The organism is Streptomyces sp. NPDC050509, assembly GCF_044457965.1.
Classification (GTDB): domain Bacteria; phylum Actinomycetota; class Actinomycetes; order Streptomycetales; family Streptomycetaceae; genus Streptomyces.
Map to the genome: position 1 here is coordinate 306,468 of NZ_JBITHL010000003.1, position 22,754 is coordinate 329,221.

The following is a 22,754-nucleotide window of genomic DNA, read 5'->3' on the forward strand; positions in this document are numbered from 1 at the left end:
TGAGCAGGCATCGCGGGGCCGGGCCTGCCGAGAGGGACACCGGCCCGGCGTATCGATTCTCTGACAGTCAGGTGGAAGGCACAGGCATGGTGGAGATCAAGACCCCCGAGCAGATCGCGAAGATGCGCGAGGCGGGGCTGGTCGTCGCCGCCGTGCACGCGGCCACAGCCGAGGCGGCGGTGCCCGGCGCCACCACCCGGGATCTCGACCAGGTCGCCCGCAAGGTGCTCGCCGAGCACGGTGCGAAGCCGAACTTCCTCGGGTACGGCGGGTTCCCCGCGACGATCTGCACCTCGGTCAACGAGGTGGTCGTCCACGGTATCCCCGACGACGCGACGGTCCTCAAGGACGGTGACATCATCTCCGTCGACGCCGGCGCGATCATCGACGGCTGGCACGGCGACGCGGCCTTCACGGCCTTCGTCGGCACCGGTCACGCTCCGGAGCTGGTCGAGCTGTCCCGGGTGACCGAGGAGTCGATGTGGGCGGGCATCGCGGCGATGCGCGCCGGCAACCGCCTCATCGACGTCTCCCGCGCGATCGAGACGTACATCAGGCGCCAGCCGCGTCCCGGCGGCGGCAAGTACGGGATCATCGAGGAGTACGGCGGCCACGGCATCGGCACCGAGATGCACATGGACCCCCACCTGCTGAACTACGTCACCCGCAAGCGCGGCAAGGGCCCCAAGCTGATCCCCGGCTTCTGCCTGGCGATCGAGCCGATGGTCTCCCTCGGCACGCCCCGTACGCAGGTGCTGGAGGACGACTGGACGGTCATCACGACCGACGGGACCTGGTCCTCGCACTGGGAGCACTCGGTGGCGCTGACGGAGGAGGGCCCCCTCGTCCTCACCGCCCCGGACGGCGGTAAGGCGAAGCTGGCGGAGCTGGGTGTCACGGCGGCGCCGGACCCGCTCGCGTAGGGCTGTTGCTTAAAGATCTTCCACGGTGGGCAAACTCAACGGATTCGTCTTTTCGTGTGTGCTCCCGTAGACTGACTCGTCGGCTCTGGTGTACCCGTGTGTCCTCATGCGATTGCCAGAATCGATCAAGGTAGCCGATTCGAAGGGCGAAGCGTGGCCAAGAAGCAAGGTGCCATCGAAATTGAGGGCACCGTGATCGAGTCCCTCCCGAACGCCATGTTCAAGGTGGAGCTGCAGAACGGTCACAAGGTCCTCGCGCACATCAGCGGGAAGATGCGGATGCACTACATCCGGATCCTTCCCGATGACCGGGTCGTGGTGGAGCTGTCTCCGTACGACCTGACGCGTGGCCGGATCGTCTACCGATACAAGTAGATCTTGTGGACGTCCCTTCAACCGGACGTGCGCACTGACCCGGAGAACCTCAATCCCATGAAGGTCAAGCCGAGCGTCAAGAAGATCTGCGACAAGTGCAAGGTGATCCGCCGTCACGGCCGGGTCATGGTCATCTGCGACAACCTGCGCCACAAGCAGCGCCAGGGCTGACGCAAGACCCCCCAGCACCTCGCAGTACTTCGCGCGACGCGAGCAAACGTAATGACGCAGTGTCCGGCTCCCAGCCGATGGGACCGACACCTCCGGCGGAGGCCGGGGACCCGGACCGTACGGACCCCGTACGGCAGCCGGGACAGACACTGCGGTAGACCTCCGACACATCAGGAGCCATGAATGGCACGCCTCGCAGGCGTTGACCTCCCGCGCGACAAGCGCGTCGAGGTCGCCCTCACCTACGTCTTCGGTATCGGGCGCACCCGGTCCAAGGAGACCCTCGCCGCCGTCGGCGTCGACGCGAACGTTCGCGTCCGTGACCTTGCCGAGGAAGACCTCGTCAAGATCCGCGAGTACGTCGACGCCCACCTCAAGACCGAGGGTGACCTCCGTCGCGAGATCGCCGCCGACATCCGCCGCAAGGTCGAGATCGGCTGCTACCAGGGTCTGCGTCACCGCCGCGGCCTGCCGGTGCACGGTCAGCGCACCAGCACGAACGCCCGTACCCGCAAGGGTCCGCGTCGCGCGATCGCCGGCAAGAAGAAGCCGGGCAAGAAGTAGTCCTCAGCCGGACGCTCACCAGCGGTCTTCGCTGTAGGACCGACCACCTCCCTGTAGGAGAAATAGATGCCCCCCAAGGGTCGTCAGGGCGCTGCCAAGAAGGTGCGCCGCAAGGAAAAGAAGAACGTCGCTCACGGGCACGCCCACATCAAGAGCACGTTCAACAACACGATCGTCTCGATCACGGACCCCTCGGGCAACGTGATCTCCTGGGCCTCCGCCGGCCACGTCGGCTTCAAGGGCTCGCGCAAGTCCACCCCCTTCGCCGCGCAGATGGCCGCCGAGTCGGCCGCCCGCCGCGCGCAGGAGCACGGCATGCGCAAGGTCGACGTCTTCGTCAAGGGTCCCGGCTCCGGCCGTGAGACCGCGATCCGCTCGCTCCAGGCCACCGGCCTGGAGGTGGGCTCGATCCAGGACGTCACCCCCACCCCGCACAACGGCTGCCGTCCCCCCAAGCGCCGCCGCGTCTGAGGCTCGGCCGTCTTGAGGTTGCGGGCGGTACGGCGCTTTCGCGTCGTGCCGCCCGTACCCTTGTCAGTATTGATGGACGTCAAATAGCGGGCGTCCCCAACTGAAGGAATCACCCATGCTTATCGCTCAGCGTCCGTCGCTGACCGAAGAGGTCGTCGACGAATACCGCTCCCGGTTCGTGATCGAGCCGCTGGAGCCGGGCTTCGGCTACACCCTCGGCAACTCGCTCCGCCGCACGCTCCTCTCCTCGATCCCCGGTGCCGCCGTCACGAGCATCCGGATCGACGGGGTCCTGCACGAGTTCACCACCGTGCCGGGCGTCAAGGAGGACGTCACCGACCTCATCCTCAACATCAAGCAGCTCGTCGTCTCCTCGGAGCACGACGAGCCGGTCGTGATGTACCTGCGCAAGCAGGGTCCCGGCCTGGTCACGGCGGCCGACATCGCCCCGCCGGCCGGTGTCGAGGTGCACAACCCGGACCTCGTCCTCGCCACGCTGAACGGCAAGGGCAAGCTGGAGATGGAGCTGACCGTCGAGCGCGGTCGCGGCTACGTCTCCGCCGTCCAGAACAAGCAGGTCGGCCAGGAGATCGGCCGTATCCCGGTCGACTCCATCTACTCGCCGGTGCTCAAGGTCACGTACAAGGTCGAGGCGACCCGTGTCGAGCAGCGCACCGACTTCGACAAGCTGATCGTCGACGTCGAGACCAAGCAGGCCATGCGGCCGCGTGACGCCATGGCGTCCGCCGGTAAGACGCTGGTCGAGCTGTTCGGTCTGGCGCGCGAGCTGAACATCGACGCCGAGGGCATCGACATGGGCCCGTCGCCGACGGACGCCGCGCTCGCCGCCGATCTCGCCCTGCCGATCGAGGAGCTGGAGCTCACCGTTCGGTCGTACAACTGCCTCAAGCGCGAGGGCATCCACTCCGTGGGTGAGCTCGTGGCCCGCTCCGAGGCGGACCTGCTCGACATCCGCAACTTCGGCGCCAAGTCGATCGACGAGGTCAAGGCGAAGCTGGCCGGAATGGGCCTCGCGCTCAAGGACAGCCCGCCCGGATTCGACCCGACCGCCGCCGCGGACGCCTTCGGCGCCGAGGACGACGCGGACGCCGGTTTCGTGGAGACCGAGCAGTACTGAGCCGTACTGAGCTCTCGTACGGAGACGTGCTGAGCTGATTTCGCTTCCGCGGGGCGACCGCCTCGCGGGAACTGACACCGGTACCTGATACGGCCGGTGCAGACACAAGGAGAAACACCATGCCGCAGCCCACCAAGGGTGCCCGTCTGGGCGGCAGCGCCGCGCACGAGAAGCTGCTCCTCGCGAACCTCGCGAAGTCGCTCTTCGAGCACGGCCGCATCACCACGACCGAGGCCAAGGCCCGCCGCCTGCGCCCCGTCGCGGAGCGCTTCATCACCAAGGCGAAGAAGGGCGACATCCACAACCGTCGCCTGGTCCTCGAGTCGATCACGGACAAGAGCGTCGTCCACACGCTCTTCACCGAGATCGCCCCGCGGTACGAGAACCGCCCCGGTGGTTACACCCGCATCACCAAGATCGGCAACCGTCGTGGCGACAACGCCCCGATGGCGGTCATCGAGCTGGTCGAGGCCCTGACCGTGGCGCAGGAGGCCACCGGTGAGGCCGAGGCCGCGACGAAGCGCGCGGTGAAGGAAGACGCCCTCAAGAAGGACGAGGCTCCGGCCGAGACCGTCGAGGACGCCAAGCCCGCCGCCGAGGCCAAGGACGAGGCCGAGTCCAAGGACGCCTGAGTCCTGCGGTCGGCTGTACGGACGGGTCCGCTCCCTCAGGGGGGCGGGCCCGTTCCGTTTTTCCGTTGGGAGAGGATCGGACAGGTGTGCAGGTGAGCGAGAACCCCGAGAGCTCTGAGGGCCCTCAGAACCCCGAGGGCCCGGCGGCCGGTCACGTACGGGTACGGCTGGACCTCAGCTACGACGGCAAGGACTTCTCCGGCTGGGCCAGGCAGCGCACCCGGCGCACGGTCCAGGGCGAGATCGAGGACGCGCTCCGTACGGTGACGCGCTCCTCCCGTACGTACGACCTGATCGTCGCCGGGCGGACCGACGCGGGCGTGCACGCGCGCGGCCAGGTCGCCCACGTGGATCTTCCGCTGGACGTCTGGGAGGAGCACAGCGAGCGGCTGCTGCGGCGCCTCGCGGGCAGGCTGCCGCACGACGTACGGGTCTGGAGGGCCGAGGAGGCGCCGGCAGGCTTCAACGCGCGCTTCTCGGCGATCTGGCGCCGGTACGCCTACCGCGTCACCGATCACCCCGGGGGCGTCGACCCGCTGCTGCGCGGCCATGTGCTGTGGCACGACTGGACGCTGGACGTGGCCGCCATGAACGCGGCGTCGGCCGGGCTGCTCGGCGAGCACGACTTCGCCGCGTACTGCAAGCGGCGCGAGGGCGCCACGACGATCCGTACGCTCCAGCGGCTGGAGTGGGTGCGGGACGCGAGCGGTGTCATCACCGCGACCGTGCGCGCCGACGCCTTCTGCCACAACATGGTGCGCTCGCTGGTGGGCGCGCTGCTCTTCGTCGGCGACGGCCACCGGCCGGTGGAGTGGCCGGCGAAGGTCCTGGCGGCGGGCGCACGGGACTCGGCGGTGCATGTCGTACGCCCGCACGGGCTGACGCTGGAGGAGGTCGGCTACCCGGCCGACGAGCTGCTGGGGGCGCGCAACCGCCAGGCCCGCAACAAGCGGACGCTGGGCGGTGCGGCGGACAGCTGCGCGGGCTGCTAGACGGCGGCCTCAGGGGCCTCAGCGGCCCTGGGCCTGGCTCGCGCCGCGTAGCCGGCGGCTCACCCGGTGCAGCAGTATGCGGGGCCGCGGGCCGGCCGGGCGCGGTGTGGTGACGCGGAAGGACAGCTCCCCGCCGGGCGTGGTCCAGTACGGGGCGATCCGGGCCGCCGCCGGAAGCTCCTCGGGCACGTCGGCGCTCCGGTGCGCGCCGAGCCGGGCGGTCTTCGTCCAGCCGAGCGCGGTCAGCCGTACGGAGGCGTCCCACACGCCGGCGCGCAGCCCGGCCGCCGTGAGCGACGCCGTCCCCGAGATGCTCAGCCCGCTGCCCCCCGTGTAGGCGACGGTGCACTCCGTGGCCACCCGGTGCTCCTTGCCGCCCTCACGGGCGCGCAGGACCAGCACGGCGGACGCCTGGTCGGGGTACGCGCCCGAGGCGAGCGGTTCGCGGGCGAAGAGGTCCGGCAGGGGCCCGTCGAGCCCCACCGGGGCCAGGAAGCGCCGCGCCTCCCCGTCCGGCGGCGACACGTCCAGCGGACCCTCCGCCGTCCGCAGATGCGCGGTGAAGGCGACCCGGAGCGTGGCGTCGTCCGGGCTGCTCACCCGGTCCAGGCGGGCATGGCAGCCGATCGAGGTCTCCCAGCGCGCGAGCGCCGTGAGCGCGTCGGGGCGGCCGTCGGCGACCAGGGTGAGCGCGACCCGGCGTACGGCGGGCAGCGCCGCGCCCGCGGTGGGGGAGACGCCGTCCTCGACGACCTCGCGGATCGCGTCGAACAGGACGCGCCGGTCGGAGTCGTCGAGGTCGAGCAACTCCGTCCCGCTCAGCCGGTCCAGCAGCTCCAGGCGCAGCCAGCGCCGGTGCAGCCGGTCGCGCGCAGCGCCCGGCTCGGTGAGGGCGTCGATCCGGGCCATCAGCGTCCGCAGCGCCGGGTAGAACGCGCCGGGCGGTACGGCGGGCCCCTCGGGCGCCGGGCCGTACCGGAAGCAGACATGCCGGCCGAGGACGGCCGTGCGGCCCGCCAGGACGGTCGCCTCGGCGGTGAACGCCTGCTCGGCCAGGGTCTCCCGGCCCCCGACGCCCGCCTCCGGGGCCGGGGTGAAGCGCAGGCCGTGCCGGGCGAGGAACGCCCGGTCGAAGAGCTTGTCCGCGCCGAGGCTGTCGGCCAGCGGGTCCTTGGCGAGGGTGGCCCGCGGCCGGTCCCGGGTGAACAGCGCGTGCGGGACGGGTCTGCCCCGGCCCGCGGGCTTCCCGGCGACGATGTCGGCGTCGTGCTCGACGCCGTACGCGTACAGCCGCTCCAGCGCCTCGGTGTCCAGCTCCGTGCCGGGCTCCAGGAAGAGGACGTACGCCCCGGTCGCGTCGGTGAGCCCGGTGTCGCGGTCCTCGGTCACGATCACTTCGAACGCGGCGGACGGCAGGGTCTGCGCGGCCAGGGAGTCGAGGGTGTGGCGCAGGGCGTCCGCGGCGGCGCCCGTGGTCCGTACGACGTCCGCCGCGGTGCCCGCCGTCCGTCCGGGGCGCGCCGTCCGGACGACGACGCTGACCTTGACCCCGGCCGGGGGCTGGTCCGTACGCCGTACGGTCAGCGGGCGGCCCCCGGCGTCGAGCGCGGTCGCGTAGCGGTCGAATCCGGCGCCGGTGAGCCGTACCCGTACCTCCCACGTACCGTCGTCCAGCGGAGCGCCGCCCGCGGCGCGCCGCGGGTCCACGGCGAAGGTGCCGCGCACGACGGGGCGGACCAGGACCGTGCCGTCGTCCGCGGCCTGACCCTCCTCCTCCAGGACGAGGGAGGTCTCGCGCTCCACCGGCCAGACGTGCGCGGTCTCCGTGTGCCGCAGCAGCACGTCCGCCTTGAACGTCTTCAGCGCGTCGGTCACCTCGACGGGCTCCGCAAGCACCCCGTCGGTCAGCGACGGGGCGAGGAAGTACCGCTCCCCGCGCCGCGCCAGCAACAGGCCCGGGCCGCCCGGGTGTTCCTCGAAGCGGGCGGTGAAGGTGGCCTTGAGGCGGTCGCGGTTCCAGTACGGGGGTCCGACCGCGCAGTGGGCCCGCAGCTCCCGCAGGCGGTGGGTGAACTCGGTGAGTTCGGCGGGTCTGTTGGCGCGCAGCAGTGTCGAGCGGACCTGGTGGAGGACCGGCAGCCCGTCGTGCACGCCGTCGGTCATGAACTCCTCGGCCAGCTCCCGTACGGCGTCGAACGGGTCGTCCCGGAACGGCGGGTCGGTCGGCGGCCCCTCGGGCTCCACCCCGAGCCGGTGCAGCAGCTCGACGCGGTAGAAGCGGCGCAGCAGCCGGTCGCGCGCGGGGCCCGGCTGCGTCCCGGCGACGACGGTGGACAGGATCTGCCGCAGATTGCCGTAGAAGTACCGCGGGTCGATGGCCGTCGTACCGGCGTTGGAGGCGTCGTCGCGCGCCCAGTACGTGTAGCAGACGTAGTCGCCGAGGACGGAGACGACGGACGCCTTGAGGTAGGCGCGCGCCATGAAGAGCTGGTCCTCCAGGATCCACGGCCCCTCGGGGTGCACGATGCCGTGCTCGCGCAGGAACGCGGTGCGGAACATCTTGTGCGGGGTGAGGCTGTCGATCAGCGGCGCGTTCCACACCGTGCAGGACTCGCGCGTACGGCTCATCAGGGCGTACGGGACGCCCCTGGCCCGGAAGTTGCTCGCGACCTTCCCGATGAGGATGTCGGAGCCGTTGCGCTCGGCCATCGCGTACAGCCGCTCCAGCGCCTCGGGCGCCAGCCGGTCGTCATGGTCCGCGAACTGCACGTACGCGCCGTTCGCCTGTGCCACGCCGACGTTGCGGGGGCGGCCGGGCCAGCCGGAGTTGGGGATGGAGACGGTACGGAAGTGGGGGTGCTCGGCGGCGAGGGCCGCGAGGCGCGCCGGGGTCCCGTCGGTCGAGCCGTCGTCGACTAACAGGACCTCGAACGCGTCGCGCGGCATGGTCTGCTGGAGCAGCGAGTCGACGAGCGGCTCGATGTGGGGTCCCGAGTTGTAGGTCGGCACCACCACAGTGATCTTGACGGCCGTCATCGGTTCTCCCCCGTGATCATCCTGTGCAGTCTCTGTGAAACATACTCAGGTGAACGCCGGAGGTGCTACTGGGTTACGGGCTCCGTGGCCGCCGCCGACGCCTGCGCCTGCCCCCGGCCGAGGATCTGGCGGAAGGTGAACTCCGCGAGGTCGTCGCAGGTCGCGTAGACACCCTTGTCGGTCTTGGCGACGTTCTTGCCGTTCGTGAAGCCGCCGACGGTGAAGTAGACGTACCGGCCGTACGAGTTGGTGGTCTTGAGGCAGATCGACGGCGCCCGGCAGAAGGTGTCGATCCCGGAGCCGGAGAGCGAGGCGATCCCGCCCTGCGCCTGGTCCTTGGCCTTCAGCGCCTGCGCCTCCCGCTCGAAGACGGCGACGCCGACCGTGACGGCCACCCCGTCCTTGTGGTACGTGGCGCGGATGACCTGGTCGCAACTGTTCGACGCGAGTACGGAGCCCAGCGCGCCCTGGGTCGCGGCGGCGCAGTTGGTGGTGGAGGTCGTGGCGGCCTTGAGATAGACGCGGTCGCCCATCGTCAGCTTCTTGCCGGGGAACAGGGTGTCCTCGCCGAGCGGGGCCTTGTCCTTGTCGGCGCTGGATATGAAGTCCTTCGGGTCCGGCGGCGGCAGCGGCGCGGCCGACGGGAAGGACGGGGCGGGATCCCCGTTCTGGTTCGGCACCTCGGTGCCGGAGGTCGGGAGTTGGCCCGCGGTGTTCTCCGTACCGTTGTCGGTGCCGCTGCCGCCGTTCATCGAGACGACGGCCGTCGCGACGATCGCGGCGACGGCGCCGGTCGCGAGCACCCCGCCGCCGATCATCAGCCAGCGCTTACGGCGGCCCCGGGCGGCGGACGCGTCGGCCAGCGCCGCCCAGTCGGGTGTCTGTGTGTCGTACCGGTCCGAGGCCGGCGGGTCGTACGGGTCCTGGGATCCGTACCCGCCCTGCGACTGCCGTGCCCCGTACGGATCGTGGTCCGGTGAACCGGGGCCGCCCCACGAAGGGCCCTGCCCCCCCTGCCCATGCCCAAAGCTCATGCCGCGCAGTTTAGACCGTCGGACGGGACGGTACGGGCCGCGAAAACCGGTTTGGGTCCTGGCCCCACCTACGCCGACAATGCGTGGCATGGGACATGTAGAGGCCGCGCACCTGGAGTACTACCTCCCCGACGGGCGGGTGCTGCTCGCCGACGCCTCGTTCCGCGTCGCGGAAGGCGCCGTCGTCGCCCTCGTGGGGGCCAACGGCGCGGGAAAGACCACGCTGTTGCGGATGATCGCGGGGGAGTTGCAGCCGCACGGCGGGACGGTGACCGTCAGCGGCGGGCTCGGGGTGATGTCCCAGTTCGTCGGCTCGCAGCGGGACGACGGCACGGGGAGCGACGAGCGTACGGTGCGTGACCTGCTGGTCTCGGTCTCACAGCCACGGATCCGGGAGGCCGCCGAGGCCGTGGACCGGGCCGAGCACGCGATCATGACGGTCGACGACGAGGCCGCGCAGATGGCGTACGCGCAGGCGCTCAGCGACTGGGCGGAGGCGCGCGGCTACGAGGCCGAGACGCTCTGGGACATCTGTACGACGGCGGCGCTCGGCATCCCGTACGACAAGGCCCAGTTCCGCGCCCTGCGCACGCTCAGCGGCGGCGAGCAGAAGCGGCTGGTGCTGGAGGCGCTGCTGCGCGGCCCCGACGAGGTGCTGCTCCTCGACGAGCCGGACAACTATCTGGACGTGCCGGGCAAGCGCTGGCTGGAGGAGAAGCTGAAGGAGACCCGTAAGACGGTCCTCTTCATCTCCCACGACCGGGAGCTGCTGGCCACGGCCGCCGAGAAGATCGTCAGTGTGGAGCCGGGGCCCGGCGGCTCCGACGTGTGGGTGCACGGCGCCGGGTTCGGCACGTACCACGAGGCGCGGCGGGAACGGTTCGCCCGGTTCGAGGAGCTGAAGCGGCGCTGGGAGGAGAAGCACGCGCAGCTCAAGCGGCTGGTGGTCAATCTGCGGCAGGCGGCCTCGGTCAGCCACGAGATGGCGTCCCGGTACGCGGCGGCGCAGACCCGGCTGCGGAAGTACGAGGAGGCCGGGCCGCCGCCCGAGCCGCCGCGCGAGCAGGAGATCACCATGCGGCTGCGCGGCGGCCGTACCGGCGTACGGGCGGTGACCTGCAAGAATCTGGAGCTGGCCGGCCTGATGAAGCCGTTCACGCTGGAGGTCTTCTACGGCGAGCGGGTGGCCGTCCTCGGCTCGAACGGCTCCGGCAAGTCGCATTTCCTGCGGCTGCTGGCCGGCGAGGACGTCCGGCACGAAGGCGAGTGGAAACTCGGCGCGCGGGTCGTTCCCGGCCACTTCGCGCAGACGCACGCCCACCCGGAGCTGCGGGGCCGCGCGCTCGTCGACATCCTCTGGACGGAGCACGCGAAGGACCGGGGCGGCGCGATGAGCGTGCTGCGCCGGTACGAGCTGGAGCGCCAGGGCGACCAGCCCTTCGACAAGCTCTCCGGCGGCCAGCAGGCGCGCTTCCAGATCCTGCTGCTGGAGCTGGCGGGCACGACGGCGCTGCTGCTGGACGAGCCGACGGACAACCTGGACCTGGAGTCGGCGGAGGCGCTCCAGGAGGGCCTGGAGGCGTACGAGGGGACGGTGCTGGCGGTGACCCACGACCGCTGGTTCGCGCGTTCGTTCGATCGCTATCTGGTCTTCGGCTCCGACGGGGTCGTACGGGAGACGCCGGAGCCGGTGTGGGACGAGCGCAGGGTGGTACGGGCGCGGTGAGGGCGGGCCCGTACAGCGGGCCCGTACAGCGGGCTCGTACGGCGGGCTTGTCCCCGCGCTGCCCCCGTTTTGACCCGTACGGGGCAGCGGCGGTATTCTGCTGGTTCGTTATGCGTATTGGCTTGGTCGTTCTCACGCGAGGGGCCCTTACGCCGGTTCACCGGGCCGATGGACAGCGGTAGGTGCACGGGTTGCGTCCCCGTCGCATCACCAGGGCTGTCGTGATCGTCCGGGTGGCCTTGTCAGGACCCGTCCCACATCCCTCGCGGGCTGCGGGAACCTCATCACTGAAGAAGCGAAGGCATACGACCGTGCGTACGTACAGCCCCAAGCCCGGCGATGTGACGCGCCAGTGGCACATCATCGACGCGCAGGACATCGTCCTGGGCCGTCTGGCGACCACCGCCGCCAACCTTCTGCGCGGCAAGCACAAGCCGATCTACGCGCCGCACGTTGACACCGGTGACTTCGTCATCATCATCAACGCGGACAAGGTGCACCTGTCCGGCAACAAGAAGACCCAGAAGATGGCGTACCGCCACTCCGGTTACCCGGGTGGTCTGCGTTCCGTCCGCTACGACGAGCTGATGGCGAAGAACCCCGAGAAGGCCGTCGAGAAGGCCATCAAGGGCATGATCCCCAAGAACACCCTGGGCCGTCAGATGATCTCGAAGCTGAAGGTCTACTCGGGCGACCAGCACCCGCACGCTGCCCAGCAGCCGGTGCCGTTCGAGATCACCCAGGTCGCGCAGTAGTTCCGGCCACCCCCTAAGACGAAAAGAAATCTGAGGAGCATCGTGGCCGAGACCACTGCAGAGACCCCCGTCGAAGGCGCCGAGGTCGAAGAGACCTTTGACGCCGTGACGACCTTCGAGTCGGAGGTCCCCGTCGAGGGTGAGTACACCTCCGAGTCGCTCGCGGGCCGCTTCGGCGACCCGCAGCCGGCGGCCGGCCTGGGCCGTCGCAAGAACGCCATCGCCCGCGTCCGGATCGTCCCGGGCACCGGCAAGTGGAAGATCAACGGTCGCACCCTTGAGGAGTACTTCCCCAACAAGGTGCACCAGCAGGCTGTCAACGAGCCCTTCAAGGTGCTTGAGCTCGACAACCGCTACGACGTCATCGCCCGTATCTCCGGTGGCGGCGTCTCCGGTCAGGCCGGCGCCCTGCGCCTCGGCGTGGCCCGCTCGCTGAACGAGGCGGACGTGGACAACAACCGCGCCACGCTGAAGAAGGCCGGCTTCCTGAGCCGCGACGACCGTGCGGTCGAGCGCAAGAAGGCCGGTCTCAAGAAGGCCCGCAAGGCGCCGCAGTACAGCAAGCGCTAAATCGCAGCAAGCGCTCAATCGCACGACGGCTGGTTCGGCTGTTTCACAGCCTTTCGGCCTACCGTTCGCCCCGGCGGCACTCCGTGCCGCCGGGGCGTTCGTTTATCGCGAGCCACGGGCGTATAACAGCATTCAGGGTGCATGAGAGTGCAGCCGGTGCTCAATGGGCTTACGTGTATGTGCATGGCTTCGCATTTTCGGATCAATTTCGGAGCGCTTTCGTTCGGGGTGGCACTGGCGCCACTCCGGCGTTTCTCGGAGGGAGAGCTGTGGGACGACTCTTCGGCACGGATGGCGTGCGCGGTGTCGCCAACGCCGATCTGACGGCTGAGCTGGCGCTCGGCCTGTCGGTCGCGGCGGCGCACGTGCTCGGCGAGGTGGGGACGTTCGAGGGGCACCGGCCCACGGCCGTGGTCGGCCGGGATCCCCGCGCCTCGGGCGAGTTCCTGGAGGCCGCCGTGGTGGCGGGTCTCGCGAGCGCGGGCGTGGACGTCCTGCGCGTCGGTGTGCTGCCCACCCCCGCGGTGGCGTATCTCACCGGTGTGCTGGGCGCCGACCTCGGCGTGATGCTCTCCGCGAGTCACAACGCCATGCCCGACAACGGCATCAAGTTCTTCGCGCGGGGCGGGCACAAGCTCGCCGACGAGCTGGAGGACCGTATCGAGACGCTGTACGAGCAGCACAGCACCGGCGAGCCGTGGGCGCGGCCGACCGGCGGCGGCGTCGGCCGGGTCCGCTCGTACGACGAAGGATTCGATCAGTACGTGGCACACCTGATCGGTGTGCTGCCCAACCGGCTCGACGGCCTCACGGTCGTCCTGGACGAGGCGCACGGCGCGGCGGCCCGGGTCTCGCCCGAGGCGTTCGCCCGCGCGGGCGCCGAGGTCATCACCATCGGCTCGGAGCCGGACGGTCTGAACATCAACGACGGCTGCGGCTCCACCCACCTCGGGCTGCTGAAGGCTGCGGTCGTCGAGCACGGCGCGGACCTCGGCATCGCCCACGACGGCGACGCGGACCGCTGCCTCGCCGTGGACGGCGCCGGCGAGGAGGTCGACGGCGACCAGATCCTCGCCGTCCTGGCCCTCGCGATGCGCGAGGCGGGCACCCTGCGGGGCGACGCCGTGGTCGGCACGGTCATGTCGAACCTCGGCTTCAAGATGGCGATGGAGCGCGAGTCCATCCACCTGGTCGAGACGGCGGTCGGCGACCGCTACGTCCTGGAGTCGATGAAGGAGCACGGCTACGCCCTCGGCGGCGAGCAGTCGGGCCACGTCATCGTCCTCGACCACGCCACCACCGGCGACGGCACCCTGACCGGCCTGATGCTGGCCGCCCGCGTCGCCGCGACCGGCCGCACACTGGCCGACCTGGCGGGCGTCATGCAGCGGCTGCCGCAGGTGCTGATCAATGTGCCCGACGTCGACAAGGCGCGGGTGAAGACCTCCGCGGAACTGGCCTCGGCGGTGTCGGAGGCGGAACGCGACCTGGGCTCCACCGGCCGCGTCCTGCTCCGCCCCTCGGGCACGGAACCGCTGGTACGGGTCATGGTCGAGGCGGCCGACATCGAGCAGGCGCGCGCGGTGGCGGGGCGGCTCGCGGACGCGGTGAAGTCGGCGCTGGGCTGACCGCCGCCGTCCCGGGCGGGTGGGTGTCGGCCTCAGAAGATCGTCGGCCTCAGATCTTCGGTCTCAGAGCAGGCTGCGCAGGGTGAAGCCGATGCCCACGGCCAGGACGGCGAACGCGGTCAGCACCGTGCCGTACGGGGTCCAGCGGCGCAGCGCGGGAAGGCGGCGCTCGCCCAGGGCGGCGAGCCGGCTCCCGCCGCCCGCGAGCAGCAGCCCGGCGGCGGTCAGGGTGAGCGCCATGCCGACGCCGTAGCCGACGACGAGCAGCACTCCGAAGGACGTACGGCTCAGGGCGACGGCGCCGAGCAGCACGACGAGGGCGGACGGGCTGGGCACCAGCCCGCCCGCGAGCCCCACGCCGAGGAGGGTGGGGAGCCCACTGCGGCGGGGCTTGGCGGTGTGGGTGGGCGTGTGCGTGTGCGTGTGCGTGTGCCCATGCTCGTGCTCATGCCCGTGCTGGTGGGGGTGCGTGTGGTCGTGGGTGTGGGTGTGACGGTGGCCGTGATGCCAGTGTGCCGGCGGTCTCCCCGTCCGTAACGTCCGTACCGCCGTCACCACCAGCACCGTCCCCAGCGCCGCGATCACCGCGCCGCTGACCGCCCCCAGCCACCCCAGCAGCCGTTCCCCGAGGAATCCGCCGCCGGCCGTCAGCGCCAGCCCCATGGCCAGGACGCCGGCCGTGTGGGTCACCGTCACCGTCGCCCCGACCGCCAGCGCCGCCCGTACGCCGCCCTCCCGGCGGGCCAGACAGGCGGCGACCGCGAGTTTGGCGTGGCCGGGGAGGGCGGCGTGGCCCGCGCCGAGGAGCAGGGTCAGCAGCACGGCGAGGAGGCCGACCGGCAAGGTGAGGTCCCGGCCCGAGGTCAGGCCGGTGAGCCGGTGTTCCAGCGCGGGGAAGAGGACCCCGTCCCGGGCCACGGCCTGCACGGCGGGCGCCGCGTCCGCGTCCGCCGCCGCAGGGCCGTCCGCCGCGCCCGGCTCCGTACGGAACGTCGCACCGGTCACGTGCAGCGGCTGCTCGCCCTCGCCCGTCGGATACCGCCGCAGCACCTCGCTCGGGCTCCGCGCCGGAACGGGCGACGCCGCCAGCCGTACCCCGTCCCCCGCGACGGCGGTGATCTCCTTCCAGCCGGTCCGCGCCGCCTCCGCCCCCGAGGCGAAGGTGACGTCGGACGGCCGGGAGAGCGCGGCGTCGGCCCGCAGCGCGCAGGTCAGCCGGGCGACCGGAAGACCGGCCGACCCCTTCCCGTACGTCAGGGTGGAGCGGCCCGTACGCCAGACGGCGGGCTCGCCGCGTACCGAGACCCTGGTACGGCCCGCCAGTTCGGCGCACCGCTCGGCGGCGCGGTGCGCGGCCTCGGCGGGGGAGACGGTGCCGTCCCGGTCGGTGTCCGTGGCGTCCTGGTCCTGCGCGGTGGGGATCTCCGCGCTGTCGACGACGGCGGTGTCCTCGATCCGGTCGTGCGAGAGCCGCAGCCCGTCGTGGTGGTTGACGCTGAAGTTGCCCAGCGGGTGGGCGTGGGCCGTCGGTACGGTCGCGCACGTCAGCAGAGTGAGCAGGGCGAGGAGGGGTGCCATGCGGCGGAGGCCCGGCATCAGTGGCCCCTCTCGGCGCGGGGAGACGGCGGGGTGAAGTACGGGTTGACGGCGGTGGCCTCGCGCAGATGACCGGCCGCCTCCGGCATCCCCAACTCCCGCTCGATCGCGCCCCGGTGGTAGCGGAACAGCGCCTTGCGCCAGCCCGTCCCGGCCGCCCGCACCGCGTACGGAAGGGCCTCCTCGGACCGCCCCGCACGGTGCAGCGCCCACCCCAGCGCGTCGGCGACGACGACACCGCGCGTGTGCTGCCACTCCCTGCGCATCAGCTCCACCGCGACCTGCGGATCACCGTGATCGGCCGCGTAGAGGGCGAGATGCGGGTCGACGGGACCGCCGTCCGCGCGCGCCAGCCGCACCTGCGCCGCCAGCGCCGCCCCCTCGCCGCCCTGCCCCGGGACCCCGGACGCCCGGCGCAGCTCCACGGCCTCCAGCAGGAACTGCGGCAACGGCGTCCGCGCGACCAGCTTCCCGTACAGCGCGCGGGCCGCGTCCGTCTCCCCGCGCGCGGCGGTCACCCGGGCGATCCCGGCCTGCCCGTAGGGGTGGTCGGGGACGGTGTCCAGGGCGCGCCGGTAGTGCCGTTCGGCCTCGTCCAGGTCGCCCCCGGAGCCGAGCAGATCACCGAGGCGGGCCTCGGCGAAGGCCCGTTCGTCCGGGGTCGCCGCACTGTCGACGGCCCGCCGGAGCGCGATGGCTGCATCCGTGCGCCTGCCGTGGGTCTCCAGGTCGTATGCGGCCCTGCTGTACGCGGCGCTCGCCGGGGCGATGTCGAGCAGTCGCTGCACGGCGGCCCGCGCCGCCGGGTAGTGGCCGAGCTGGATCTCGGCGTCCGCCAGTACGGCGTAGGCGTCCGGCCGGTCGGGCGCCATCCGCGTACCGCGCAGCGCGTGTTCGCGGGCCTCGGCGAACTCGTGCCGGGCGTTGGCGAGCATCCCCCGGCCCGTCACCGCGCCGTAGTTGCGGCTGCCGTCGAGGGCGAGCGAACGGCGCAGCGCCTGGTCGGCGGTGTCGAGCGGGCCCGCGTCGAGGGTGGTGCGGGCCCGCTCGATCGCGGCGCGCGCGAGGCCGGTCCAGGCGGTGGGGTCGTCGGGGTACGCCTCCGTACGGCGCCGGGCGGCGTCGACCGTATCCCCGGGGCCGGCCGTATCCCTGGAGCCGGAGCCGGCCGTATCCCTGGAGCCTCCGCCCGCGTTGTCCGTGCCGGTGGTGGAGGCGGCGGCGGCCGGAGCGGTGGCCCCCGGCCGGGCGGGGGAGGGACCGAGCCACAGCAGTCCCGCCACACACCCGGCCACGGCCGCCGCTCCACCCACGGCGCTGATCAGTGTCTTCAAGGTGATCCGACGCCTCACGGGCCCGCGTGCGGGAGGTTGAGATACGGGAACGTGGACTGCGCGTCGGCGGGCTCCAGCCGGACGACCGGATCCGGCACCAGACCGGCGGGAGCGGGCTTCGCGGGTTCGCCCGCCAGCATGCGGAGCAGCGGCCCGTCGACGTGGTCGTTGAGGCGCCGCCCGTTCGGGAAGCCCTGGAGGTCCCCGTCGATGACTCCGTACGTCTTCGGCGCGGCGGTGACCGGAGTGGAGAGGTTCAGCCGCAGCTCCTCGGCGAGCACGATGCGGGCCGGGTCGGCGTCGGCGTTCATCAGATGGGCGTTGAGGTCAAAGCCGAAGAGCGAGCCGTTGGCCTTGTCCTTGCCGATGCCCTTCATGAGCAGGGCCTGGATGTCGAGGCGCGGAGTCGCCGGAGCCTTGTGCCCCTGGGCGCTCTCGAAGCGGTGCGGGGGCGCGGGGTCGAGCGTGGCCGCCATGAAGGCGGCGTCCTGCCGGTCGTCCTTCGGCACGCGGGTCTGGAACCGGTCCTCGGGTCCGCCCGGCTTGGACAGCCCGACGGTGGTGCCGAAGAGCGCGAGCGGGAGGTGCGGATTGCCCTGCCGCGCCACCTGCCGGAAGGAGGGGGCCTGGGTCGCGAGGCTCCGGCTCAGATCCGCGCCGGGCCGGGAGACGGACGCCCAGACGCCGACGACCGGGTTGCGCTTCGGGTCGCCCTTCAGCGCGATGTCCCGCTTGGGTACTTGCAGCACGAGGCTGTTCACGTTGAGCACCGACAGCGGCTGGGCGTCGGGCAGCCAGCCCGGTACGGGGCCGCGCGTGCCGAGCACGTACGGGCCGAGGACCTGGGTGTCGAACTTGAACGAATCCGCCGCGTGGGTGGCCAGCGTCCGCCCGCCGCCGGGGAGTTGGCGGATCGCCTGGTTCCGCAGCCGGTCGTAGGCCGGCATCAGGAACAGGCCGGTGTGGGTGGGGGAGGCGATCGCGTCACGCAGCAGCGTCTCGGTGGCGCCGCCCGCCGTGACCTTCTCCAGCGTGTACTTCTGGCGGACGCCGAGCGACCGGTCGTCGAGCGAGGTCACCGGCAGCGGACCGACCTTGGGGCCCATGCCGAAGGGCCGGCGGTCCTCGTCACGGAAGGTCCAGCGGTACGTGGTGTCGGGCGCCCCGTCGCCGTCCGCGTCCGTGTGGATCTCGTACCGCGCACCGGTCGCGAACGGGAAGTCCACGAGCGCGTTGGCGGCGGTGCCCGGCGCCTGGAGGGGGCGGACGCTGGTGATCAGAGTGACCAGGTCCGCGTTCTCGGGGCTGGTGAAGGCGTAGAGATCGGTCAGGTCCGTCGCGGGGTCGAGCAGGGTCGACGGGGAGTCGATGTGCCCGCCCGCCTCACCGGTGCCCGTGAACGGGCCGGAGAGGGCGCCGGCGGTGAGCGCGGCGAGGGCGACGGCGAGGGCGGTGAGCCGCCGCCGTGACGACCGGCTGAGGCGTGGCTCTCCGGGTTCCCTGACGTTTCGGGGCATGCGCGTCTCTCCAGTGCCGAGGTGGGTGTGGGCCCCAGAGTGGAGTCTCCGATGATCTTGAGGCGCCCGCACAGCCCGGCGCACCCCCTTCGCGTGACGGTTTTCCTCCGTACGGCTCAGCGATGGTTTGCCCTGGTTTATATCTATGCATGGATTGGCATGGCCCGACAGGGAGACTGCCTGTCGGCCCCGTTGGGTGATCTCCCGTGATCTCCCACGAGGGCCGTGAACTCGCTTGTCGGATAAGCCTGTTGGGCCAGGCCGGGCGATCGCCCGTGGCCGCTCCCCCCATCAAAGAAGAGGAAACGCTCTTATGCCTATGCACGGCCTTCGACGCCTCACCGTCCTCGCCGCTGTCGCGGCCCTCTCCCTGCCGCTCGGCCTGACCTCGGCCGGGGCGGCCACCGCGCAGCTGCCCGCTGCCACCCACCAGGCGGCGCCCGCCGCCGCACCGTTCCCGGGCGCGTACATCTCCCCGTGGGGCGACGCCCAGATCGCGCTCGGCGGCGACGCGCTGTCCTGGATGGAGCGCGAGGGCATCACGCTGGAGGCCATCACCCCGTTCGCGATGGACGCGGACCGCAAGGGCTTCAGCATGCCGATCGGCTCGACGGCCGGTGACGGCCTCGACATCCGGGGGCGCATCTTCTACCCGGGCGGCCTCAACTTCCACCACGTGGCATCCGGCAAGACCATCACGCTGAAGCCGACGTACATCCGTGTGATGCCGACGCCCTCGTACACGGCCGGCGTCGCGGTCGACGGCGTGCCGATCTCCGACGAGGTCGTCATCGCGGAATCCACATACGCCGAGGTCATGCTGGGCGCCCGCCCGAGCTTCACCGGCTTCCGCATCAAGCAGGCGCCGTTCTACCTCACGGCGGAGGCGTCCCGCCTGTTCGCCTCGATCACCGGCGGCGAAGCCCCGCCCGTGGGCGCCCTGTTCGGCACGCTCACGCCGAACTTCGACTACATCCCGACGGCGCCGAGGTCGTAACGCCGGTCGCTTGGTCCGCTGCCCTGGGGCGCTCAGCCTGTCGGGGTGGGCCGGTGGTGCTTTATGGCGGGCGGTCCGCCCCCTCCCTGGTTCGATGATCGCGGCTCCGGGGTGTGCGTCAAGGGCGCTCCTTTGTCGCGTCGGCTTCGCCGATTCCGCTTCGCTCCACCCTTGACCCCCACCCCTCCACCGCTGGAAAAGGCGTGGGGAGGGGGCGGGGGGGAGGGGTCCCCTGGGAAACACCGATGCCCTTGCGGTCCGTTCCAGGCTTGCGGGCTGGCTCGCCCTGCGGGGCGCGCGGTAGTGGAGTGGGGCGGCCCGGCTTTCGTCAAGCGGCTCCCCACCGGATGACGGCTGGGCTTCATGCCCCGCTGGTCACTCGCCGTGAATGGGGCCGGTGGTGAATGTGGCTTGGCCGGGACCGATTTGACGGAGCTGGCCGCCTTGACGGAGGGGGCCGGCTTGGCGGAGTTGGGTGCTTTGATGGAGGGGGCCGGCTTGGCGGAGTTGGGTGCCTTGATGGAGCCGGGGTGGTGGGGTGCCGGGCGGAATGCGGTGCCGGGGCAGGGTGCGGTCTTGGTGGCCGATAGGGCGCTTCCCCACCCAATAGGCATGCGTTATGCCCCAGTTTGCCCCGGCTGATTGGGGGGTTGGCTCCGTTGTTCCGTGACTGCGTGCAGCCAGCGCACCTATGCGGGACTCTCGGCACACACTTCCCCGTTGGGCACCACTCTCGCCCCACACGTCACATCCACCCCGACTCCACCCGACCCCTCCCACCCACGGCGGGTGACCAGCGGGGCATGAAGCCCAGCACACGACCGGTCGACGGACGCTTGACGAGAGCCGTCACCGCCCCACTCCACTATTGCGCGCCCCGCAGGGCGAGCCGACCGGCCAGCCTGGGTCCGGCCCCAGGGACATCGGTGTTTCCCAGGGGACCCCTCCCCCCCGCCCCCTCCCCACGCCTTTTCCAGCGGCGCAGGGGTGTGAGTCAAGGGTGGCCGGAGGCCATCGGCGCAGCCGACGCGACGCAGGAGCGCCCTTGACGCACGCCCCGGAGCCGCGATCATCGGACCAGGGAGGGGGCGGACCGCCCGCCATCATCCGCCACCGGCCCACCCCGACAGGCTCAGCGCCTCTGCCGATCCGCCTCCGCACTGCCGCCTCTGCCGACGCGCCTCTGCCGACGCGGCAGTGCGGAGGCGGATCGCGCGGCGGAGTTCGAACGAGGCCTGGCGATACATCGGCATCGGGGTCCGCCCCAGGGTCGGGTATGGAGCCGTACCCGTACCCCAGGGCGGCGAGGATCGCGGCGGTCGTCAGGCTGGTCAGGGCCGCGTCCAGCAGCACCTGGCGGCGGCTGGGCGGGGCGGTGCCCCCACGTGGGCTCACAGCGCGACATCCGTACGGGGCGGGCACCCGGATAAGCACACCCACAGCCGGAGGTAAAGCCGCAGTACCGCACCTCGCCGAGCACCCGGCCCCACATTCCCAGTCGGTGCCCGCACCGCGCGCAGTCGATGGCCATCTGCTGCCGGGGCGTCAGCCGGGCCGGCTCGGTCAAGGCGTTCCCCGACCGCTCGCCGCTCACTCCCGCTACGTGTACGTGAGCTGTTACCCGGTCTCCCTGCCGTCGGCGCACCACGCGCCGGCCCAGCGGCAGGGCTTGCCGTCCCCGCCGGAGGGGGCCGACAACCTGGCGCTGTGGGACCTGGACGCCCGGGGCGTTTCGGAGCTGTCCGGCGACGCGCTCAACAGCACTCGTCTGTACGACGTAGAGGTCCGGCGTCTCGCGGTCGCCGCGAGGCCGCTGCCCGCCGGGGGCGACATGCCGCCTCCGGCGTAATCGGGCCGTTGAGCCGGTTGGCGGTGTCACGCTGTGGGGCGGCCGCCCTCTGCATTTCCATGCCGCGGTACGAAGGGATGAGCAGCGATGGCCGAAGGCGGGCGCACGCCGGGCAAGGCTGAGATCGACCGGTCGGAGGGGTTCGGCGAGCGGCTGCTGGGTGTGCTGCTGGACCGGGCCCATGAGATGCCGCCGCAGTTGATCGCCCCGCTCGTCGCGGAGGAGGTGGCCAGGGTCGGTGGCCGGGACCTCTCGATCCTCTTGCAGGACTACGAGCAGGTGCTGCTGGTTCCGCTGCCGGGCCGGGGGTTGACGGTCGGACGGCCCGAGCCGGTCGACAACTCCCCCGCGGGCACGGCGTTCCTGACCCGCAGAACGGTGGAGGTGCCGCTCGGCGCCCAGGTCGGCCGGAGCAGCGAGGGCGGCCCGGACGGCCCCGGTGGCAGTGTGCGGATGTATCTGCCCTTGCTGGACGGCAGTGACCAGGTCGGGGCCATGGCCGTCACCCTGGACAGTGTCGATGACGACGACCGGCGGCTGCTGCGCAGGCTCGCCGGGCTGGTCGCGGACATGATCGTCACCAAGGACGCCTACACCGACCTGTTCTTCCAGGCCCGGCGCAGCGCCCCGATGAGCGTGGCCGCCGAGATCCAGTGGTCGTTGCTGCCGCCGCTGTCGATGACCGTTCCGCAGGTCGAGGTGGCCGGGATCCTGGAGCCGGCGTACGACGTGGCGGGCGACAGCTTCGACTACGCCCTCAACGGCGACATCCTTCACGTGGCCATGATCGACGCGATGGGCCACGGCCTGGACGCGGCGACCATGGCGACGGTGGCCATCGGCGCCTACCGCCACACCCGGCGGGCCAACACGGGGCTGTCCCAGGTGTACGCGTTCATGGACAGGGCCATCAACGAGCAGTTCGGCCACGACCACTTCGTCACCGCGCAGATGATGTGCCTGAACATCGCCACGGGCGAACTGCAGTGGGTCAACGCCGGTCACCCGGCCCCTCTGCTGATCCGTGACCGCGTCGTGGTGGACCGGCTGGAGAGCCCGACCACCCTGCCGGTCGGCTTCGGCGGTGAGGAGCCGGTGGTCAGTGAGCGGAGGCTGCGCCCCGGGGACCGGTTGCTGTGTTTCACCGACGGCCTGATCGAGGAACACCAGGACGGCGGGGAACCGTTCGGCGAGGAACAGCTCATCGCGTGGACCAACCGCGCCGTCCGTGACCACACGGCGGTGCGGTCGGTGGTGCGCGCGCTCTCCTACGCCCTGAAGCAGGAACGGGGCGGCGTCACCAGCGACGACGCGACGATCTTCCTCATCGAGTGGCGGGGAGGCGACGCCGACCACCTCGCAGCCCTCGACTGAGACGGCAGCCCTCCGGGCCCGTCCCTCTGGGCATGGCCCCCCGATTTCGGCCGGGCGGTGGCCGGATCGCCG

The 22,754-nt window shown here is 71.5% G+C and carries 20 protein-coding genes; 15 read left to right on the plus strand and 5 right to left on the minus strand.

Annotation, left to right across the window (positions count from 1 at the left end):
• Positions 1–86 precede the first annotated feature (86 nt).
• The 8 genes from map to truA all read left to right on the plus strand — a co-directional run bounded on the left by map (position 87) and on the right by truA (position 5,266).
• Positions 87–923: a type I methionyl aminopeptidase gene (gene map / locus ACIBJC_RS10550; RefSeq protein WP_399290305.1), complete on the plus strand. Its 837-nt coding sequence runs from the start codon at positions 87–89 to the stop codon at positions 921–923.
• Between the two features lie 153 nt (positions 924–1,076).
• Positions 1,077–1,298, plus strand: coding sequence for a translation initiation factor IF-1 (gene infA, locus ACIBJC_RS10555; RefSeq protein WP_003956442.1), 222 nt, complete (start codon positions 1,077–1,079; stop codon positions 1,296–1,298).
• A 57-nt stretch (positions 1,299–1,355) separates the two neighbouring features.
• Entirely contained in the window at positions 1,356–1,469 is a 114-nt protein-coding gene (gene rpmJ / locus ACIBJC_RS10560; protein WP_003956441.1) for a 50S ribosomal protein L36, read from the plus strand.
• A gap of 183 nt (positions 1,470–1,652) precedes the next feature.
• Positions 1,653–2,033: a 30S ribosomal protein S13 gene (gene rpsM, locus ACIBJC_RS10565; RefSeq protein ID WP_399290307.1), complete on the plus strand. Its 381-nt coding sequence runs from the start codon at positions 1,653–1,655 to the stop codon at positions 2,031–2,033.
• A 66-nt stretch (positions 2,034–2,099) separates the two neighbouring features.
• Positions 2,100–2,504 carry a 30S ribosomal protein S11 gene (gene rpsK / locus ACIBJC_RS10570; RefSeq protein WP_003956432.1) on the plus strand — a complete coding sequence of 135 codons (405 nt, stop codon included), beginning with the start codon at positions 2,100–2,102 and terminating at the stop codon, positions 2,502–2,504.
• A gap of 115 nt (positions 2,505–2,619) precedes the next feature.
• Entirely contained in the window at positions 2,620–3,642 is a 1,023-nt protein-coding gene (locus ACIBJC_RS10575) for a DNA-directed RNA polymerase subunit alpha (RefSeq protein WP_329828625.1), read from the plus strand.
• Positions 3,643–3,761: 119 nt separating this feature from the next.
• Complete coding sequence (rplQ, locus tag ACIBJC_RS10580) at positions 3,762–4,274, plus strand: 50S ribosomal protein L17 (RefSeq protein ID WP_399290310.1); 513 nt, start codon at positions 3,762–3,764, stop codon at positions 4,272–4,274.
• Between the two features lie 92 nt (positions 4,275–4,366).
• Positions 4,367–5,266 carry a tRNA pseudouridine(38-40) synthase TruA gene (truA, locus tag ACIBJC_RS10585; RefSeq protein WP_399290312.1) on the plus strand — a complete coding sequence of 300 codons (900 nt, stop codon included), beginning with the start codon at positions 4,367–4,369 and terminating at the stop codon, positions 5,264–5,266.
• Between the two features lie 18 nt (positions 5,267–5,284).
• Here truA and ACIBJC_RS10590 read toward each other — a convergent pair whose 3' ends face one another.
• A complete protein-coding gene (locus ACIBJC_RS10590) occupies positions 5,285–8,302 on the minus strand; it encodes a glycosyltransferase (RefSeq protein WP_399290314.1) in 3,018 nt (1,005 codons plus the stop codon).
• 65 nt (positions 8,303–8,367) lie between these two features.
• Complete coding sequence (locus tag ACIBJC_RS10595) at positions 8,368–9,336, minus strand: hypothetical protein (protein ID WP_399290316.1); 969 nt, start codon at positions 9,334–9,336, stop codon at positions 8,368–8,370.
• 79 nt (positions 9,337–9,415) lie between these two features.
• Here ACIBJC_RS10595 and ACIBJC_RS10600 point away from each other — a divergent pair, with 79 nt between their 5' ends.
• From ACIBJC_RS10600 to glmM, 4 genes are all read left to right on the plus strand, one after another.
• Positions 9,416–11,062 (plus strand): ABC-F family ATP-binding cassette domain-containing protein, encoded by a 1,647-nt coding sequence (locus ACIBJC_RS10600; RefSeq protein WP_399290318.1) that lies wholly within the window; start codon positions 9,416–9,418, stop codon positions 11,060–11,062.
• 311 nt (positions 11,063–11,373) lie between these two features.
• Complete coding sequence (gene rplM / locus ACIBJC_RS10605) at positions 11,374–11,817, plus strand: 50S ribosomal protein L13 (protein WP_329828630.1); 444 nt, start codon at positions 11,374–11,376, stop codon at positions 11,815–11,817.
• Between the two features lie 42 nt (positions 11,818–11,859).
• Positions 11,860–12,387, plus strand: coding sequence for a 30S ribosomal protein S9 (gene rpsI, locus ACIBJC_RS10610; RefSeq protein ID WP_329828631.1), 528 nt, complete (start codon positions 11,860–11,862; stop codon positions 12,385–12,387).
• 269 nt (positions 12,388–12,656) lie between these two features.
• Positions 12,657–14,015: a phosphoglucosamine mutase gene (gene glmM, locus ACIBJC_RS10615; protein WP_399290321.1), complete on the plus strand. Its 1,359-nt coding sequence runs from the start codon at positions 12,657–12,659 to the stop codon at positions 14,013–14,015.
• Between the two features lie 63 nt (positions 14,016–14,078).
• Here glmM and ACIBJC_RS10620 read toward each other — a convergent pair whose 3' ends face one another.
• From ACIBJC_RS10620 to ACIBJC_RS10630, 3 genes are read right to left on the minus strand one after another with little or no spacing between them, the layout of a single operon-like run.
• A complete protein-coding gene (locus tag ACIBJC_RS10620) occupies positions 14,079–15,611 on the minus strand; it encodes a nickel transporter (protein WP_399290323.1) in 1,533 nt (510 codons plus the stop codon).
• Positions 15,611–16,945 (minus strand): tetratricopeptide repeat protein, encoded by a 1,335-nt coding sequence (locus tag ACIBJC_RS10625; RefSeq protein WP_399290325.1) that lies wholly within the window; start codon positions 16,943–16,945, stop codon positions 15,611–15,613. The genes ACIBJC_RS10620 and ACIBJC_RS10625 overlap by 1 nt, the downstream gene beginning before the upstream one ends.
• A 14-nt stretch (positions 16,946–16,959) precedes the next feature.
• Positions 16,960–18,462, minus strand: a complete 1,503-nt coding sequence (locus ACIBJC_RS10630) for a DUF4331 domain-containing protein (RefSeq protein ID WP_399290327.1) — start codon at positions 18,460–18,462, stop codon at positions 16,960–16,962.
• 313 nt (positions 18,463–18,775) lie between these two features.
• On the opposite strand from ACIBJC_RS10630, the gene ACIBJC_RS10635 reads away from it, so the two are divergent.
• The 3 genes from ACIBJC_RS10635 (at position 18,776) to ACIBJC_RS10645 (ending at position 22,682) form a co-directional block, all read left to right on the plus strand.
• Positions 18,776–19,459, plus strand: coding sequence for a hypothetical protein (locus ACIBJC_RS10635; RefSeq protein ID WP_399290329.1), 684 nt, complete (start codon positions 18,776–18,778; stop codon positions 19,457–19,459).
• 1,609 nt (positions 19,460–21,068) lie between these two features.
• Positions 21,069–21,308: a hypothetical protein gene (locus tag ACIBJC_RS10640; protein WP_399290331.1), complete on the plus strand. Its 240-nt coding sequence runs from the start codon at positions 21,069–21,071 to the stop codon at positions 21,306–21,308.
• An 87-nt stretch (positions 21,309–21,395) separates the two neighbouring features.
• The gene (locus ACIBJC_RS10645) at positions 21,396–22,682 is read left to right on the plus strand and encodes a PP2C family protein-serine/threonine phosphatase (RefSeq protein ID WP_399290333.1); all 1,287 of its coding nucleotides are present in this window, start codon (positions 21,396–21,398) and stop codon (positions 22,680–22,682) included.
• Positions 22,683–22,754 lie beyond the last annotated feature (72 nt).